General features: G+C 61.4%; 14 protein-coding genes. 1 reads left to right on the top strand and 13 read right to left on the bottom strand.

Annotated features, from left to right (window positions below; all coding sequences use genetic code 11):
• Positions 1–168 precede the first annotated feature (168 nt).
• From EL255_RS05615 to tapM, 9 genes are all read right to left on the bottom strand, one after another.
• Positions 169–1,041 carry a Dam family site-specific DNA-(adenine-N6)-methyltransferase gene (locus EL255_RS05615; protein WP_042652692.1) on the bottom strand — a complete coding sequence of 291 codons (873 nt, stop codon included), beginning with the start codon at positions 1,039–1,041 and terminating at the stop codon, positions 169–171.
• 70 nt (positions 1,042–1,111) lie between these two features.
• Positions 1,112–2,665, bottom strand: coding sequence for an SPOR domain-containing protein (locus tag EL255_RS05610; protein WP_042652693.1), 1,554 nt, complete (start codon positions 2,663–2,665; stop codon positions 1,112–1,114).
• Positions 2,655–3,737 (bottom strand): 3-dehydroquinate synthase, encoded by a 1,083-nt coding sequence (aroB, locus tag EL255_RS05605; protein ID WP_042652694.1) that lies wholly within the window; start codon positions 3,735–3,737, stop codon positions 2,655–2,657. Before aroB ends, EL255_RS05610 begins: the two co-directional genes overlap by 11 nt.
• Before the next feature lie 16 nt (positions 3,738–3,753).
• Positions 3,754–4,272 (bottom strand): shikimate kinase AroK, encoded by a 519-nt coding sequence (gene aroK, locus EL255_RS05600; protein ID WP_042652695.1) that lies wholly within the window; start codon positions 4,270–4,272, stop codon positions 3,754–3,756.
• Between the two features lie 191 nt (positions 4,273–4,463).
• The gene (locus EL255_RS05595) at positions 4,464–6,677 is read right to left on the bottom strand and encodes a type IV pilus secretin PilQ (protein ID WP_042652696.1); all 2,214 of its coding nucleotides are present in this window, start codon (positions 6,675–6,677) and stop codon (positions 4,464–4,466) included.
• A 16-nt stretch (positions 6,678–6,693) separates the two neighbouring features.
• Entirely contained in the window at positions 6,694–7,221 is a 528-nt protein-coding gene (locus EL255_RS05590; RefSeq protein ID WP_042652697.1) for a pilus assembly protein PilP, read from the bottom strand.
• 2 nt (positions 7,222–7,223) lie between these two features.
• Positions 7,224–7,823 (bottom strand): PilO family type IV pilus biogenesis protein TapO, encoded by a 600-nt coding sequence (gene tapO, locus EL255_RS05585; RefSeq protein WP_042652698.1) that lies wholly within the window; start codon positions 7,821–7,823, stop codon positions 7,224–7,226.
• The gene (gene tapN / locus EL255_RS05580) at positions 7,820–8,389 is read right to left on the bottom strand and encodes a PilN family type IV pilus biogenesis protein TapN (RefSeq protein ID WP_042652699.1); all 570 of its coding nucleotides are present in this window, start codon (positions 8,387–8,389) and stop codon (positions 7,820–7,822) included. Before tapN ends, tapO begins: the two co-directional genes overlap by 4 nt.
• A complete protein-coding gene (gene tapM / locus EL255_RS05575) occupies positions 8,377–9,438 on the bottom strand; it encodes a PilM family type IVa pilus assembly protein TapM (protein ID WP_042652700.1) in 1,062 nt (353 codons plus the stop codon). The genes tapN and tapM overlap by 13 nt, the downstream gene beginning before the upstream one ends.
• Before the next feature lie 295 nt (positions 9,439–9,733).
• Here tapM and EL255_RS05570 point away from each other — a divergent pair, with 295 nt between their 5' ends.
• Positions 9,734–12,223, top strand: a complete 2,490-nt coding sequence (locus tag EL255_RS05570) for a penicillin-binding protein 1A (protein ID WP_042652701.1) — start codon at positions 9,734–9,736, stop codon at positions 12,221–12,223.
• A gap of 65 nt (positions 12,224–12,288) precedes the next feature.
• On the opposite strand, the gene oxyR is transcribed toward EL255_RS05570, so the two are convergent.
• The 4 genes from oxyR to EL255_RS05550 form a co-directional block, all read right to left on the bottom strand.
• A complete protein-coding gene (oxyR, locus tag EL255_RS05565; protein ID WP_042652702.1) occupies positions 12,289–13,185 on the bottom strand; it encodes a DNA-binding transcriptional regulator OxyR in 897 nt (298 codons plus the stop codon).
• Between the two features lie 162 nt (positions 13,186–13,347).
• Positions 13,348–14,985 (bottom strand): methyl-accepting chemotaxis protein, encoded by a 1,638-nt coding sequence (locus EL255_RS05560; protein WP_042652703.1) that lies wholly within the window; start codon positions 14,983–14,985, stop codon positions 13,348–13,350.
• 160 nt (positions 14,986–15,145) lie between these two features.
• Positions 15,146–15,796, bottom strand: coding sequence for a DsbA family protein (locus EL255_RS05555; protein WP_042652704.1), 651 nt, complete (start codon positions 15,794–15,796; stop codon positions 15,146–15,148).
• Between the two features lie 81 nt (positions 15,797–15,877).
• Complete coding sequence (locus EL255_RS05550; RefSeq protein ID WP_042652705.1) at positions 15,878–16,735, bottom strand: Vmh family MBL fold metallo-hydrolase; 858 nt, start codon at positions 16,733–16,735, stop codon at positions 15,878–15,880.
• Positions 16,736–16,816 lie beyond the last annotated feature (81 nt).

Genomic DNA, 16,816 nt, shown 5'->3' with positions numbered 1-16,816 from the left:
AAAACAGCCCGAACAGGGGGAAGAAAAAATGGACCGCCAGCGTTACCGCCAATATCTGATGAAAACGACTCAAGCGCGGGGAGGAAACCGCAGAGGCCAGCGGCTAGCCACCGAAAACAGTCTCCGGGCCCGAAAACGCTGGCGGCACCCGAAGGTGCCGCCAGAGGATCAACCCAGAGGAACCAGCTCGGCATCGCTCGGGTAGTGGCCCTGCTCGGGGGCTATGCCGGGCGGGTAGAGCGCCAGCAGCTCGGCCACCTTGTTGCGACCACTACCGTTGCGGCTGATGGTGCGCTTGACCAGGATCTCGTCCAGCCGGGCGCCGCGATAGAGCTCGCGGGTCAGCTCGATATCGTGATTGCTGATGAGCACCGGCACCCCCTTGTGGGCGGCGGTGTGGCGCGCCAACCGGGCCAGCAGGGCCTGATCGTCCAGGGTGAAGCCGCCAGCCGAGTAGCTGGTGAAGCTCGCCGTGGTGGAGAGCGGCGCATAGGGGGGATCGCAGTAGATCACCCAGTCTTCCTCCGCCCTGGCCATGGCATCGGCATAACTTTCGCAGATGAAGGTGGCCTTCTGCGCCTTCTCGGCGAAGGCCCACAGCTCCTTCTCCGGGAAGTAGGGTTTCTTGTAGGAACCGAACGGCACGTTGAAGCCGCCCTTCTTGTTGTAACGGCAGAGGCCGTTGAAACCATGGCGGTTCAGGAACAGGAACAGCTGGGCCCGCTCAAAGCCGGCCTCGGTCTGGTTGAACTGGGTGCGCAGCCGGTAGTAGGCGGTCTTGTGGTTGTATTCGGCCACGAACAGCTTGCGCGCCTCGCGGATGAAGTTGTCCGGCTTCTGCTTGAGATGGTTGTAGAGACCGATCAGATCCGGATTGATATCGTTGAGCACATAGGCATCGTAATCGGTGTTGAGAAACACTGAGCCAGCCCCGACGAAGGGCTCCAGCAACACACGCCCGGCCGGCAAGCGCTCGGCTATCTCTTCGACCAGGGAATATTTTCCCCCGGCCCATTTTAAAAACGCGCGTGTTTTTTTCATGGAAATCCGGTGTTAAGAAGGCATTGCCCAAAAAGGGGGGACGATTCTACCCCCTTCCCGGGCCGAATGGCTATTGCTTCAACTCTTTTTGTATCTGGGCAAACGACTTGGGCCAGGGTTGTCCCTTGAGCAAGGCAGGAGTGAGCTTGCGGATCGCCGCCTTGGCCTGGGTGCTGCTGGCATAATCCCCCTGTACCACTACGTACCAGGGGCTGCCACGGAAGCGGGTCTTGTAGACCCAGACCTTGCCAGCCAGCCCATGCTCGGCCACAAAGGCATCGACCGCCTGGGTGTTGCTCGCCCCCATCAGCTGGATGCTGTAGTGATTCTTGGCCTTCTGGTTCAGGGTCGCGGCCGGCGTCAGCGCCACCTTGGGGGCCGGCGCCGCCACGGGGGCCGCGGTCACGGCAGGCTTGGGCGCCGCCTGAGCCGCCGCAGATCCACTCTGGCTCTTGGCCGAAGTGGTGGGCTGGCTGGCTTGCGCCACCAGTCCCTGGGTCGAGACAGCCTGGGAGCTGGCGCCTGTCAGCTCGTCCACCACCGCCGTGGGCAGGGCACCGCTGACATTGGGCTGCTTCATCAACTGTTCGACCACCTCGTCGGAGATGACGACCCGGCGCCCCTCGTAATTGGTCGACTCGGTCGTGACCGTCTCGCTCTCGACCTTCTTGGGCAGCGGCTTGGCCTCGGGTTGCCAGTCTCGCGCCACCTGATTACCGCTGGTGGTCTGGGCGGCGCTGGTGCCACCGACACTGAGCGGATCCTTGGCGACGGGATCGGGCAGGGCCGTCCCTTGGGACGACGCCTGGGAGTCATCCTTGCCCGCCTCATCGAACCCCTTGCCATCAAAAAAGGGCAGGTAACTCAGGGCCAGCAAACCGGCGGCGACCAGGGCCAGCACGGTCGCTATTTTCTTGACGGGCAACTCGGCCTGACGCTTCTTGGGCCTTCTGTCGGTCATGATATCCTCCAATGACTGCATGATGGCGGACGGGTGTCCGTTTGCCGCACTCAGCATCTCTTCAACTTTCGACTTGGGCAAGAGGGCCGCCGGGATCTTGAGCTCTTTGGCCTTCTCATACAAGAAGATGCGTTGCTCAGGGGCGCTCAGGGGCGCGACTTCCAGCTCGAGTGCGGGCATAGCCCGTCCCTTGAGCGCCCCCTTTCGGCTGCGACACCAGGCGTCATTGCCCGAGAGCAGGATCGCCAGTTTGTGGGGATTCTCGAGGGTGTCGTTATGGCGACAGAGCGCCCACAACTCCCCGACCAGCTCGGCAGGCAGCTCGTCGGCGCGCTCGATCAGCAGCAGCAGGGTCGAGGACTTGCCCTCGAGCATGCGGAAGAAGCTGTCGGCCAGCGCATCCTGCGGATTGAACAGCGGCCTGGCCACCACCTGCTGCAACAGCAGCTGGCGCACATCCGTTATCTTCATGGCGGCGCTGCCGATGAGGCTCACCACCCGCACCTGGTCCGGCAGCTGGCCCAGCAGAGACTCGCACAGGGTGCCACGGCCGCTGCCGGCCTTGCCGGAGAGAAAGATGAAGGGGTGATTGAACTCAATCAGGTGCAGCAGCCGGTCAACCAGCTGCCGCTGGGAAGGGAATTTCAGCAACTTATTGGTCACGACCAGACTCGATCACCGCCATCAATTGGGCATCCGTCACATCGGCCACCACCTGGGCGTGGCCGATCCCGACCGGCAGCACCAGCCGCAGCTTGCCCTCCAGCACCTTCTTGTCACGGCGCATATGGCGAATGAAGGCCGCAAAATCCATCTCGGCCGGCGCCTGCACCGGCAGATCGGCCGCCAGCAGCAGGGCCCGGATCCGCGCGACCTGAGCCGCGCTCAGCTCGCCACGCGCCTCGGCCGTTGCCGCTGCCAGCATCATGCCCGCGGCCACCGCCTCGCCATGCAGCCAGTTGCCATAGCCTTTCTCGGCTTCGATGGCATGGCCGAAGGTATGACCCAGGTTCAGCAGGGCGCGCACGCCGTGCTCGGTCTCATCCTGCCCCACCACGTCGGCCTTGATCTCGCAGCAACGACGGATAGCGTAGGAGAGCGCGCCCGTCTCGAGCCGCTGCAGACGCACCATGTTGGCTTCGAGCCAGGAGAAGAATTCGGCATCCCAGATGATGCCGTACTTGATCACCTCGGCCATGCCGGCGGCAAATTCACGCACGGGCAGGGTCTTGAGGCAGTCGGTATCGATGACGACATGCTTGGGCTGATAGAAGGCGCCCACCATGTTCTTGCCAAGAGGGTGGTTGACGGCGGTCTTGCCGCCGACGGAGGAGTCAACCTGGGAGAGTAGCGTGGTAGGCACTTGAATGAACGGAATGCCACGTTGATAGCTTGCCGCAGCAAAGCCGACAACGTCACCTATCACGCCGCCCCCCAGGGCGATGAGGGTGGTATCACGACCATGGTTGGTTTCCAGCAGAGCAGACATGATCCGCTCGAAGGTCGCCAAGGTCTTATAGGCCTCGCCATCCGGCAGGATCAGGTGTTCCACCTGAAAACCGGACAACAGCTGAATGAGCTGCTCAAGATACAAGGGAGCCACTACTGTGTTGGTCACTATCATGACCCGCTTGCCCTTGATGGTCTGCGTCAGCACCTCGTGGTGTTGCAACAGACCTGCAGCTATCTCGATCGGATAGCTGCGTTCACCCAGTTCGACCTTCAACCTTTCCATGGACGTCCTCTATTGATTACATGCCAATCAACTTAACAATCTGATTAGCAACAATTTTAGCGCTCTGATCATCCGTCTGGATGACAAAGTCAGCCACTTCTTCATACAGGGCATTGCGCTCTTGCGCCAGACGCTCCAGCACCTCACGCGGGGGCTCTTCGGTTTGCAGCAGGGGACGACGCTTGTCGCGCTGGGTACGTGCCAGCTGCTTCTCAATGGTGGTTTCGAGGTAGACCACGATGCCGCGCGCGGAGAGTTTGTTGCGGGTTTCGCGACTGATGATGGCGCCGCCGCCCGTAGCCAGCACGATACCCTGCTGCTCGGCGAGTTCACCTATCACCTTCTCTTCGCGGATCCGGAAACCCTCTTCGCCTTCAACATCGAACACCCAGCCGATATCGGCACCACTGCGGCGCTCAATCTCATGATCTGAGTCGAAAAACTCCATGTGCAGTTGTTCTGCCAGATGTCTACCTATGGTGCTCTTGCCCGCACCCATGGGACCTATCAGGAAAATATTGCGTTTCTCAGCCATGTCTTTTCGTTAGTAATTACAAACTGTATGGCCCCGGTAAACAGTCGACCGGGGTACCTATGAACCTTATCTTGCGATGGATCAGGAGGGGGATTATCTCAATAGAAATCAGGACTGGCAACCGCAGCCCTTACGCCCCAGCCTCATCGGGGCGTAAGGTTATATGTGTTTTACCCTCACATGTAAAGCATTCAGAGGGTATCCGTAACTATCCGCGGGGTCACGAAAATCAGCAGTTCGCGTTTCTTGTTCTCGCTGGTGGTTTTCTTGAACAGGTAGCCAAGGCCGGGAATATCTCCCAGCAGCGGCACCTTGGTGACGTCGCTCTTGATGGTCTGCTGATAGATACCCCCCAGCACCAGAGTCTCGCCGTTGTTGACCAGCACCTGAGTGGTGATCGACTGGGCATTGATGGAGACGGCATCACCGGTACCGGTCGGCACGGTCTCCCCCTTGGTATCCTGGGTCACGGTCAGATCCAGAATGACTCTGTTGTCCGGGGTGATCTGCGGCGTGACCTTGAGGCTCAACACCGCCTTCTTGAAGGTTACCGAGGTCGCGCCACTGGACGACGACTCCACGTAGGGGATCTCGGTCCCCTGTTCGATCAACGCGGGTTTCTGGTTGGCCGTGGTGACGCGGGGACTCGCGATGATCTCGGCCTTGCTCTCCTTCTCCAGCGCCGACAGCTCAAGGTCCAGCAGGGTGCCATTGGCCAGGCGGGCGACCTGGAAGGCCAGGGTGCCGGCCGCGTTGGTGACCGGCAGGTTGACGTTCAGCCGATCTTCGATGCCGGGCCGCACTATGGTCGAGGTACTGGCGTTGTTGCCCGAACCGTCATTGCCCTCTATGGTGCCCGAGGTGCCATTGCCGTGGCCATCCGTCTTGGTCACCCCCCAGCGCACACCCAGCGCCTCGTCGAAGCCGTCATCTATGGTCACCATGCGCGCCTCGATCACCACCTGCTTGACCGGAATGTCGAGGATATCCAGCATCCGCTTGACGTTGCCGATGACGTCCGCCGTGTCCTTGACCACCAGCACGTTGGTGCGTTCATCCACGCTCACCGCCCCTCTGGGAGAGAGCAGTTTGGTGCTTTCGGAGGAGAGCAGCGCCGCCACCTCCGCCGCCTTGGCATAGTTGATCTGCATGTATTCGGTGTAGAGCGGCGCCAGATCGGCCACCTGATTGCGGCTCTCCAGCTGCTGCTTCTCACGGGCGGCTATCTCGTCCGCCGGGGCCACCAGCAGGATGTTGTTATCCAGCCGTTTATCCAGCCCTCTGACCTTGAGGATGATGTCCAGCGCCTGCTCCCAGGGCACACCATCGAGGCGCAGGGTGATGTTGCCGGAGACGGAGTCCGTGGTCACCAGGTTGAGATTGTTGAAGTCGGCGATGATCTGCAGCACGGTCCGTACCGGGATGTCCTGGAAGTTCAGGGAGATCGGCTTGCCCTGGTACTGCTTAGCGGCAGTGGTGGCGACGCGTTTTTTCACCTCTATGATGAACATCTTGTCGGCCTGATCGTAGCGATAATCAAACTGGCCGTTGACCGAGAGTTCGAACAGGGTGTCGTTCCCCTGACGGAAGACCTCCACCTGAGAGACCGGGGTCGCGAAATCCTGCACGTTGATGAAGTTAAGCTGCTCATCGGGAACCCGGGTACCGTGGAACTTGGCCAGCACCTTCTGACCACGGCTGCTGACATCCACCGCCGCCGAGCTGTTGTCCAGGGTCACCAGAAACTCCCCCTGCCCCTCCTTGCCACGGCGGAAGTCCACCCCTTTGACCGAGTTGAAATAGGCCCCCCCTGTGTTCGCCTGCGAGACGGACAACACCGGCTTGCTGGCTGCAACGGGTACAGTCACCGGCGCCGAGACGGGCTGAGGTTGATACTGGGACTGGTTCTGGGCGATCCGCTGGGTATCAATCAAGGCTGACTGGGTGACAGGCTGGCTCTTGACCAGCGCCGATTGGGTGACAGTGGGCGCTGCAGCCGTCGTGGCCACTGGCTGGCTGGCGTTTTCCCCCAATGACACCAGTAACTTGTTGCCCTGCTGATGGACCTGATAAGGGGTCAGCTGATCGAGCGCTATCTTGATATCCAGCCCCTCTCCCTTGCCCTCCACCTTGAGGCTGTCCACCCCCTGCTGTTTGATGGGCAAGGGATTGACTGTCAGTGCCCCTACCGCGCCGGGCACATGCAGCAGTAGCTGATTGGGTTCATAGGAGAGCCTGTCGGTAAAGCCACTCACCGGCTCGCTGAAGCTCAGTTCCAGCACGAGCTGATCGGCCAACAGTGGATTCACCTTGACCTCTTGCAGCGCCGCTACCGCCCACACCTGATTGCATGCGCCCAGACACAGCAGCGCCACACCGCTCATCCTGCTTATTGTTGTTCTCATCTCTGCTCATCCCTGATCATAGTTTTGCGTCGAGATTGGCCATGGCCAGCTGTGTTTCTCGGGTGACCCAGCATCCTTTGCCATCCGGTACCGTCTCCATCAAGTCAACATGGGTATTGGTGATCTTGATGACCCTTCCCTGATCCAGCCCCATGTATTGATTAAGTCCGACGCGCATGGCGTGTCCATCCGGGGTTCTGATCAGCGCCCATAATTGTCCCTGTCTCCCAATTGATCCCTGCATGCTCAGGCTGGCCAGCGAATAGCGCTCCAGCACTTCTTTCTCGCGATTGGCCACTATCTGGGCACACTCGGGTTTGACCTTGCCATCCACCTTGGAGCTGGTCTCGGGTTGCGGCTCAATAAAGGGGCTGCGCTGATCGCTACGCTGGTAGGCCATAGGGGAAAACGGCTTTATTTCCGGCAAGGGCTCGATGGGGATGGGCGGCCTTGCCTTGGTCTGCAGCACATATTCATCCATGTCTTCCTGACCGCCACAGGCCGCCAGCAGCAGCACCGGCAACAGGACGCTGATCGCTCTCATGCTCATGGCTTCTGCCCCACGGTTTTGCCGTTGTATTTGTAGGTCTTGGCCAGCATGGACATGCCGATTAGTTCCCCCTGCTCCTTGCTCTGATTGAGCTGGAATGATTCCAGGATCACGATACGGGGCAAGCCCGCCATGTCGGCCGTGAACTTGCCGAGCTCGTGGTAGGTCCCCACCACCTCGATACGCATGGGAAGCTCGGTCGAAAATTCGTGCTGGACCTCGGTCTCCCAGTTGATCCTGTTCAGCTGGAGCCCGTTATCGGTGGCGATGAAGCTGATGTCATCCAGCAGCCCCGCCACCTCGTGGGTATTGGGCAGTTGCTTGAGCTGGGCATCGACCAGATGCTCCAACTGCACCATCTGCTTGCGGTATGCCTCCAGATTGGCGGCCAGCATGGCCTTGCTCTCGAACTGCGCCTTCAGTTCGGTCTCTTTACCGGCCTCCTGGCGCAACGCAGTCAGGGAGTTGGCGATCACATAGTAATAGATGGCGCCGCCCAGCAAGGCGCAGCAGATCAGGATGAAGATCCCCTTGGCGACCTTGGGCCAACGCGCCATGTCGTTGAGATCCAGTTCATTGAGCTGTTGTAGATTCATTGTTGCCCCTTAGCCACGTTCTGGGGGAGCGTGGCAATCTGGAACATCATGGAGAACTGGCTGAGTGCAATGGGAGCCAAGTCTGCCGTGAAGATGGTGCTGATCTGTGATTGCCCCAGCCAGCCTGAGCCATCGATGCGTCGCATCATGCTGGCGACCCGGCCATAGGCTTCTGCCTTGCCGTTGACATCGATGCGGTTGTTTTGCAGTGCGAGAGTATTGAGATAGACCCCGTTGGGCACCAGCATGGGCAGCTGGTTGAACAGACGCACCGGTACATTGCGCCGCGTCTGTAACTGATCGATGAGCTGCATGCGGTCGATCAGCTCCTTACGTCGTGCCTGGAGCAGCCGGATCTCGCCTAGCTGGGCATCGAGTATGGTCATCTCCTGCACCAGCCGCTGATTGCGTTGCTGTTGATGGCCGATCTGCTGCACCACCAGCCAGTCGATGGCAAAAGCGAGGGCGGCCGTCCCCGCCAGAAACAGGCCAATCATGGCGCCAAACTGCTGCTTCTGACGCTGGGCCCTGGCCACCCGCCAGGGCAGGAGGTTTATATTTGACATGGTGTGAAGCTCCGCAGTGCCAGGCCCAGGGCGGCCATGTACTTGGCGCCATGAGCCACTCCCCTCTCCCCCTTGGGCTTGCCGAGCAGGGCAAAGGGATCGGGGTGAAATACTTCACAATGGAGCTCAGTGCCCATCTGCTCGACCAGGCCCGGCAGTAAGCTGCCCCCGCCCGTCAACACCAGCTTGGGCAACTCCTTGTTGCCCGACGAGCTGCAAAACAGCTGCACGTTGCGCCTGATATGCAGTATCAGGGTATTGAGATGGGGTATGAGCACATCCTGCTCGTGATCGGCAGGCAGGGTACCCTGGACCTTCGCCTGCTCGGCGTCATCCAGCGTCATGCTGTAAAAGGATGCCAGGGCCTGGCTGTATTGATCGCCACCGAAGTTTTGCAAGCGGGAGTAGATCACCTGGCCCCTGATCAGGGCGGCAAAGGTCATGGCACTGGCACCGATGTCGACGATCCCGACCGGTTTGTCCCCCGTCTGCAACTCGGGCAGGCAGGCCAGCACGGCGCGCCCCAGCGCATGGGCCCCCACATCCACCACCCTGGTGCTCATGCCGGCCTCGGTCAGGGCGCTGACCCTGCCGTTGACGCTCTCGGTGCGGGCCGCACTCAGCAACACCTCCTGGCGGGTCGCGTCGGCCGTCAGGCCGAGGATCTCAAAGTCCAGGCTGACCTCATCGAGCGGAAACGGGATGATCTGCTCCGCCTCCATCTGAACCTGGCTCTCGAGTTCGCTGTCGTTGATGTTGGCATCGACCTGGATGACTTTGGTGATGACATTGGAGCCGGTCACAGCGGTCGCCACCTGCTCGCACTCCCCCTGAATGAGTCGCTTGAGTGACTTGAGGGACTGGCTGACGCGCTCGATATCCTGCAACTGGTAATCGACCAGGGTGCCTTTGGGCATGGCGATCTCGGCGATCGATTCGAGATGCACCTTGCCGGGACGTCCGGTGAGGGTGACGGCCTTGATGGTTTGACTACCAAAGTCAATGCCCGCCAAGGAGAGGAGGGATCCTTTGCTGAATAGCCCAAACATATACACATCCATGCGTTATTGGGTTTAGGACTGATTGTAGGTCAGCTCATCAGAAGGTGACGGCTTACCTCAATATAATGCTCTATCTATCAATGTCATAAAGTTTATGTCAAAAGTTGATGCACCTCTCCTTTCCGCCATGGCCTGCGCCCCTTGGTAATTGCGTCATGGAATGCTACCCTCGCGCCTCTCTTCGAGGCCCGGCTCTTTGGTCAGGAAAACCTCGAATCTGCGGGGGTAAAAAGGCTATACTCTGCGCCCGTTGGCTAATTTTAAGACGATTGGTAGTTCTTCCATGCTGAAATGGCTCGTTCGCCTGTTTATTGTGATGATGCTGGGTGCTGTGCTGGGTGTTGCCAGCCTCATCGGCATCTATTTCTACATCAAGCCCCAGCTGCCGGATGTGAGCGCACTGCGCGATATCAAGCTGGCCACCCCGATGAAGGTGTATAGCCGGGACGGTGAGTTGATCTCCCAATTTGGCGAGATCCGTCGCATCCCGTTACGCTTGGACGAAATGCCCCAGTCCATGATCGATGCCGTCCTCGCCACCGAGGATGCGCGCTTCTATGAGCACCCGGGGATAGACCCCATCGGCATCATCCGCGCCGCAACCGTCTGGGCCGTCTCCGGTCAGGCCCGTCAGGGCGCCAGTACCATCACCCAACAGGTGGCGCGCAACTTCTTCCTGAGCAACGAGAAGACCCTGGTGCGCAAGGTCAAGGAAGTGTTCCTGGCCTGGCGCATCGAGCAGAATCTCTCCAAGGACGAGATCCTGACGCTCTATCTCAACAAGATCCCGCTCGGCTACCGCGCCTTCGGGGTCGGTGCCGCCGCTCAGGTCTACTTCGGTAAAGACGTCAAAGATCTGACCCTTGACGAGATCGCCATCATCGCCGGCCTGCCCAAGGCGCCGTCCATGCTCAACCCCATCCGTTCGCCCGAGCGCGCCTTCGCCCGCCGCAACGTGGTGCTGGGCCGCATGCTGGAGACCGGCAAGATCACCCAGGCCCAGTTTGACGAAGCCTCCAAGATGCCGATCAAGGCCCGTTATCACGGTGCCGAGACCACCCTCAACGCACCCTATCTGAGCGAGATGGTGCGCCAAAAGATGGTGGAGCAGTTTGGTGAAGATGCCTACACCATGGGGCTGCACGTCTACACCACTGTCACCGCCAAACGCCAGCGCGCCGCTCATCAGGCGCTGCTGGACGGGGTCTTCGACTACGATACCCGCCATGGCTATCGCGGCCCGACCGCACTGCTGTGGAAGGCGGGTGAAGCCGGCTGGGACTACGACCAGATCATGGCCCACCTGGCCAAGCAACCGACTTACCAGCCGCTGATGGCGGCCGTGGTCACCAAGGTCGGTGACAAGAGCGCCACCCTGGTGCTGAAGAATGGCAAGCAGGCCGAGCTCGGCTGGAATGGCATCAAGTGGGCGCGCACCTTCATCACCGATGATCGCCAGAGCTACGCGCCGAAATCGGCACGGGATGTGCTGAAAGTCGGCGCCCAGATCTGGGTGCGGGAGAAAGGGGAAGAGCTGCTGCTCTCCCAGATCCCCGACGTCAACGCCGCCCTGGTCGCCATGAACCCGCAGGACGGGGCCGTAGAGGCGCTGGTCGGCGGCTTCAGCTTCGAGCTGTCCAAGTTCAACCGGGTCGATCAGGCGCGCCGCCAAGTCGGCTCCAACATCAAGCCCTTCCTCTATGCCACCGCGCTGGAGCAGGGTTACACCCTGGCCTCCCTGATCAACGATGCGCCCATCAACCAGTGGGATCCGGCCAAGGGCCCCATGTGGCAGCCCAAGAACTCCCCGGCCATCTATGAAGGCCCCACCACCCTGCGGCTGGGGCTCGCCAAGTCCAAGAACGTGATGTCGGTGCGCCTGATGCGCGCCATCGGGCTGGATACCTACATCGACGGCCTGACCCGCTTCGGCTTCGCCCGCGATCACATCTCCGCCAACGAATCCCTGGCGCTGGGCGCCGCCGAGTTCACCCCGCTGGAAGTGGTGCGTGGCTATTCGGTACTGGCCAACGGCGGCTTCCAGGTGACCCCTTACTTCATCACCGAAGTGACCGACAGCTTCGGCACCCCCCTGTATCAGGCCAATCCGGCCGCCGCCTGCCGTGATTGCGGCGTGCTGGCCGCCGCCGGTCTCGACAGCGCCGATGCCTATGCCAATACAGTCCCTGACTGGAAGGCCCAGTGCCCGATCGACCCTGTGGTGCCCAACAACATGGCGCCCCAGACCATCAGTGCCCAGAGCGCCTTCCTGGTCACCGACACCCTGACCACCGCCATCTGGGGTGGCAATGGCTGGCGTGGTACCGGCTGGCGTGCGGCCCGTGACCTCAAGCGTCACGACATCTCGGGCAAGACCGGGACCACCAACGAATCGCGGGATGCCTGGTTCTCCGGCTACACCCCGAACCTGGTCGCCACCTCCTGGATAGGTTTTGACAACCACCAGCGCGGTCTGGGCCGGGCCGAATTCGGCGGCGGTGCGGCGCAGCCCATCTGGATCGACTTCATGAAGACGGCGCTGCAACAGGTGCCCGAGCGCAAGATGCCGGTGCCGGAGGGGGTCATGCTGGTGCGCATCGATCGCGAGACCGGCCTGCTGACCAATCGTACCGATGGCAGCACCATGGAGGAGTTCTTCAAGGAAGGGACTGAGCCGACCCGCTACGCGAGCCAGCTCTCCGATGGCAACCAGGTCTATGGTGGCGATGGCTCAAGCAGCGATGGCCCGGTCTCGACCGACGACATCTTCTAAGCAGAACCCTTAGATGACAAAAACCGGCGCCAAGGCGCCGGTTTTTTTATGGGGAACTGGGCGGCTTAACCGAGTTGCGGCCGCATCAGTGCCGAGATGCGGGCGGCCAGCTCATTGAAGCAGGGTCGGCGCACCGAGTAGTGGCGATAGAGCAGCGAGATGGTGCGGCCCGGCACCGGATCCACCACGGGGCGGTAGCTGACGCCGCCCTCCTCCTGATTGGCCGGCACGGCGAGGCGGGGGATCAGGGTCAAGCCGCTGCCGGCCGCGACCATGTTGCGCAGGGTCTCGAGACTGGTGCCCTTGAAGCGCTGATCCTCACCTATCCCGGCGGCAAAGCAGAACCCCATCGCCTGATCCCGCAGGCAGTGGCCGTCGGCCAGCATCAGCAGTTTTTTGCCTTTAAGGTTGTGCAGTGGCACCGCCTTGGCCTGCGCCTCGGGATGCTGCTGGGGCACGGCGAGCCACATGGGCTCCTGATACAGTGGTATAGAACCGAATCCCTCCATCCCCTCCAGCTCGGCCAGTATGATGCAATCCAGTCCCCCCTCCTCCAGCCGCTTGAGCAACGCCTGGGTCTGCTCCTCGTAGAGGTAGAACTCCAGCTTGGGGAAGTGTTCCCTCAGGTCCTGGATGATGTGGGGCAACAGGTAGGGACCGACGGTGGGAATGAAGCCGATGTGGATCTCGCCGGACATGGGTTCGGCAAAGTGCTGGCCTATGCTCTTGAGCTCGCGCACCTCCTTGAGCACCTTGCGGGCCTGCCGGGCCATGGCGTCGCCGGCGGGGGTGAACAGCACCTTGCGGGAGGTGCGCTCGATCAGGATCACCCCCAGCTCATCTTCCAGCTTGCGCAGCTGACCGCTCAGGGTCGGCTGACTGACGAAGCAGCGCTCCGCCGCCTTGCGAAAGTGTTTCTCCTCTTCCAGCGCTACCAAATACTCGAGATCGCGAAGGTTCATACATCCAGAATCCGGCCAATCAATGGGGCCATTAGGATGCCCAAGAACGGGCGGGGGGACAAGGGATGAGCACCGAACGGGAAGATCCGGCCCGGCACAGCAAAACAAAACGGGCCCGGATACAGGATCCGGGCCGCGCTAAGGGCCATCGTCAACGGGTGATCACACCCGGAAACGACGCACCATCTCCTGCAGCTGCGTCGCCAGCAGATTGAGATCCTGACAGGCATTTGCCATCTGGGTCGCCCCGGCCACCACCTCCTCCGAGGCATGGCTGATGTTGACCACGTTGCGGTTGAGCTCTTCGCTCACCGCTCCCTGCTCCTCGGTCGCCGTCGCTATCTGGATGTTCATGTGGGAGATGCTCTCGACCGAGCCGCTGATCTCGGTGATGGAGGCCCCCGCCTCCCGCGCCGTGCCGACGGTCGCCTGCATCAGCGCCTGGCTCTGCGCCATGGTGCTGCCGGCCTGCTCCGCCCGCTGCTGCAGCTCGGAGATGATGGTGTTGATCTGGGCGGTGGAATCCTGGGTTCGCTTCGCCAGGGTACGTACCTCATCGGCCACCACCGCAAATCCGCGCCCCTGTTCACCCGCCCGGGCCGCCTCGATGGCGGCGTTCAGGGCCAGCAGGTTGGTCTGCTCGGCAATGCCGCGGATCACCTCCAGCACCATGCCGATGTTGCGGCTGTCGTCGCCGAGCTGGCGGATCACCTCGGCCGTGCTCTCGATGGCGGTCGCGACCTGCTCGATCCGCACTATGGAGTCGTTGACGGTATGGGCGCCTTGCTCGGCCGTGCTGCTGGCCAGGGTGGCCGCCCCCGCCGCGTCGTTGGTGTTGCGGGAGACCTCCTGCACCGTGGCCTGCATCTCGTTCATGGCCGTCGCCAGCTGGTTCAGCTCATGCTGCTGGTTGTTCATGCTGGATGCCGACTGCCTGGCGACCACGCTGATCTCCTCGGCGGCCGAGCTGAGCTGCACCACAGAGCCGGACACCTCGCTGACCAGGTCACGCAGGCGCCCCTGCATCTCGCCAAAGCCTCTGGCCAGCTGCCCCAGCTCATCATTGTTGAACTGAGCCAGGCTCAGCTCGGTCGCCAGATCCCCCGCCGAGACCTTCTGGGTCTGAGCCAGCAACAGCATGACCGGATTGCGGATGAGCCGGGTCAGCAGCCAGGCCACCACCACCACGAACAGCACGGCGATCGAGCCGACCAGGATGTTGAGCAGCCGAGAGTCTTCGTACACCCCCTTGATGGTGGTGGTCATGTCACGGGCGGCGTTGTCGTTGATGCTGCGCAGCAGCAGTGCCTGCTTGCTGACCGCCTCCAGCGCGACCAGGGTCTCCCCCTTGCGCAGGGACATGACCCGTTCCAGATCTCCCTTATGCAGGGCCGCCATCAGCTGCTCATGGGAGGTGAAGTACTGGCTGGCCGCCGCCTTGAGGGCCATGAACTCCTGCTCTTCCTGCCCCGAGGTGAACGGCATGGCGCCATAAGCCTGGGCCGCGGCGTCGAACTCCTGCCTGGCCGCCTGGTAGGTCTTGTCGTGCAGCGCGATTTCCTGCTGATCTTCCCGCGCCGCTATCACCATGTTCAACTCGGCCCGCCGCGCATCCAGCAGGGCGATCTCCATCTGGTTGGCGGCCTGCATGCTCGGGATCAGGTTGCCGGTGATCTCGGTGCTGTCACGATACAGACCCGACAACTGGGACACGGAGAACCAGGCAAGGGCGACGATCAGGACGCCCAAGACGGCGAACCCACCGCTCAGTTTCTGGCTAATAGACATGTTTTTGAACATGGTGAAGATCCTTGCCGACAAGAGACACATTCGGGACATTGGTGCCCGACATGATGACTATCCATAAATGGATATTTTTAGCTGCGTCATCCTATATCGTCGGCACGGCTCCAAGCATGAGCAAATATGGCTCTGAAAGGCACTGTTCAGACCAGATCCCTCATGCCGAGGCTTGTCCCTGCCCAATCGCCTGAACGAGATGAGCGGTAAAGGCGGCCGGATCCCCCAGGAAGGAGGCGGTCGGCAACGAGGTGATCCGCCCACCCTGCATCAACCCCAGGGTCGGGTATCCCTGACCGCCGAGGCGGCGCAACCAGCGCTGGCTCTCCGCCAGGTGCCCGGCCAGATCCACCCTCTGGCAGGCCAGCTCGAACGCGCTTCTCGCGATGCCCTGCTCCGCCGCGAGTTCGCTCAGGTTGTCCAGGGAGCCCACCCAGCGGCCGTCGCGATAGTGGCACTGCTGGATGCGGTGCAGCAGCGTCAGGCCGTCCCCCCCCAGCTCGTCGATCGCCAGGATGGCGCGAATAGGCGGCTCGGAATCGAGGGACAGGCCCTCGCTCAGCAGCAGCTCGTCGAAGTAGCGTGTCCCAAATGGCTGGCCGGTCAGGGCCTGGATCCGCTCGTCATGGGGGCGCACATAGTCGCGCAGCGCCTCTCCCATCGGCTGCCGACGCGGGCCCAGCCAGAGGCCGCCGGCATGCAGCGCGATCCCAAGGCCGGGGATCCCGGCCGCGGCCGCGAGCAGGGGGGCCGCGCCATAGCACCAGCCACAGAGGGGGTCGTACACATAGTGCAAGGTGGTTTCGTTCATGGATTCACTCCGGCGCAATCAATTGAAAAAAAACGGGCTGCTGCTGCCCGGTAAAAAACACAGGGAATTGAACTCAGGCCATTACCACTTCATCTCGCCGGTATTGACCTTGGCACCGATGGCCAGGCCGTCGTCGACCGGCAGGGCCGGGAAGGCCTGCTTCAAACCGTCGATAAGCTCGGCCGACCCCTTGGACTTGGCCAGCACCTGCTCGAAGCGCTGCACATAGTCGCGGGTGAAGGTCACCGCCTCGGCGCCCTTGGGTTCGGCTCCGAGGAAGTGGCCCGGCACGACCCGCTCCGGTTTCAGGGCCAGCAGCTCATTGAGGGTCTGCACCCAGTGCGCTCGCGCCGCCTTGGTCTGGCTGTCTGCCATCCACACGTGAGTACCGCTGTATACCGGCACGCCGCCAAACGCCGTCTTGATGGAGGGAACCCAGAGGTAGGCACTCGGGGTGTTCATCGCCTTGATCTCGATCGTCTTCCCTTCCAGGGTCAGCTGGGAAGCGGTCATCACCTCCGGCACTATCAACTGTTTGGGCGCCTGCTCGGCCAGGATGGGGCCCCAGTAGGCCAGTTTGGCATCCTTGGTCTGCCTGATATGGTCGACCACGTGCTGACTGGCCAGGATCTTGACGTCGGGGAAGGCGGCCTTGATGGGCTCCAGCCCGAAATAGAAGTCGGGATCCCCACCGCTGATATAGACGGTAGTCAGCTTCTTGCCGCTCTGCTTGATCAGATCCACCAGGGCCTTGCCGTCATTCACCCCGAACTGGGCGTCGATCAGGATGGCCTCTTTATCACCGCTCACCAGCTCGGAGGAGACCGGGAAGATGCCCTGCTCGCCCGGGTTGTAGACGGTGACGGTCAGCGGGCCCGCCAAGGCGGCGCCACTGAGCAGGGTGCTAGCCAGGGTCAGGGTACGAAGTGCTGTGTTCATCGGGTATTCCTCATAAGGTCGCTTGTCATCGAATGAACACAGTTTATTGAAACTTTATCGGTACAAATACCGCATAATGAG

The organism is Aeromonas encheleia, from assembly GCF_900637545.1.
Taxonomy (GTDB): Bacteria; Pseudomonadota; Gammaproteobacteria; order Enterobacterales; family Aeromonadaceae; genus Aeromonas; species Aeromonas encheleia.
The sequence above is the reverse complement of the archived record's forward strand: the minus strand, read 5'-3'. Positions and strand labels throughout refer to the sequence as shown.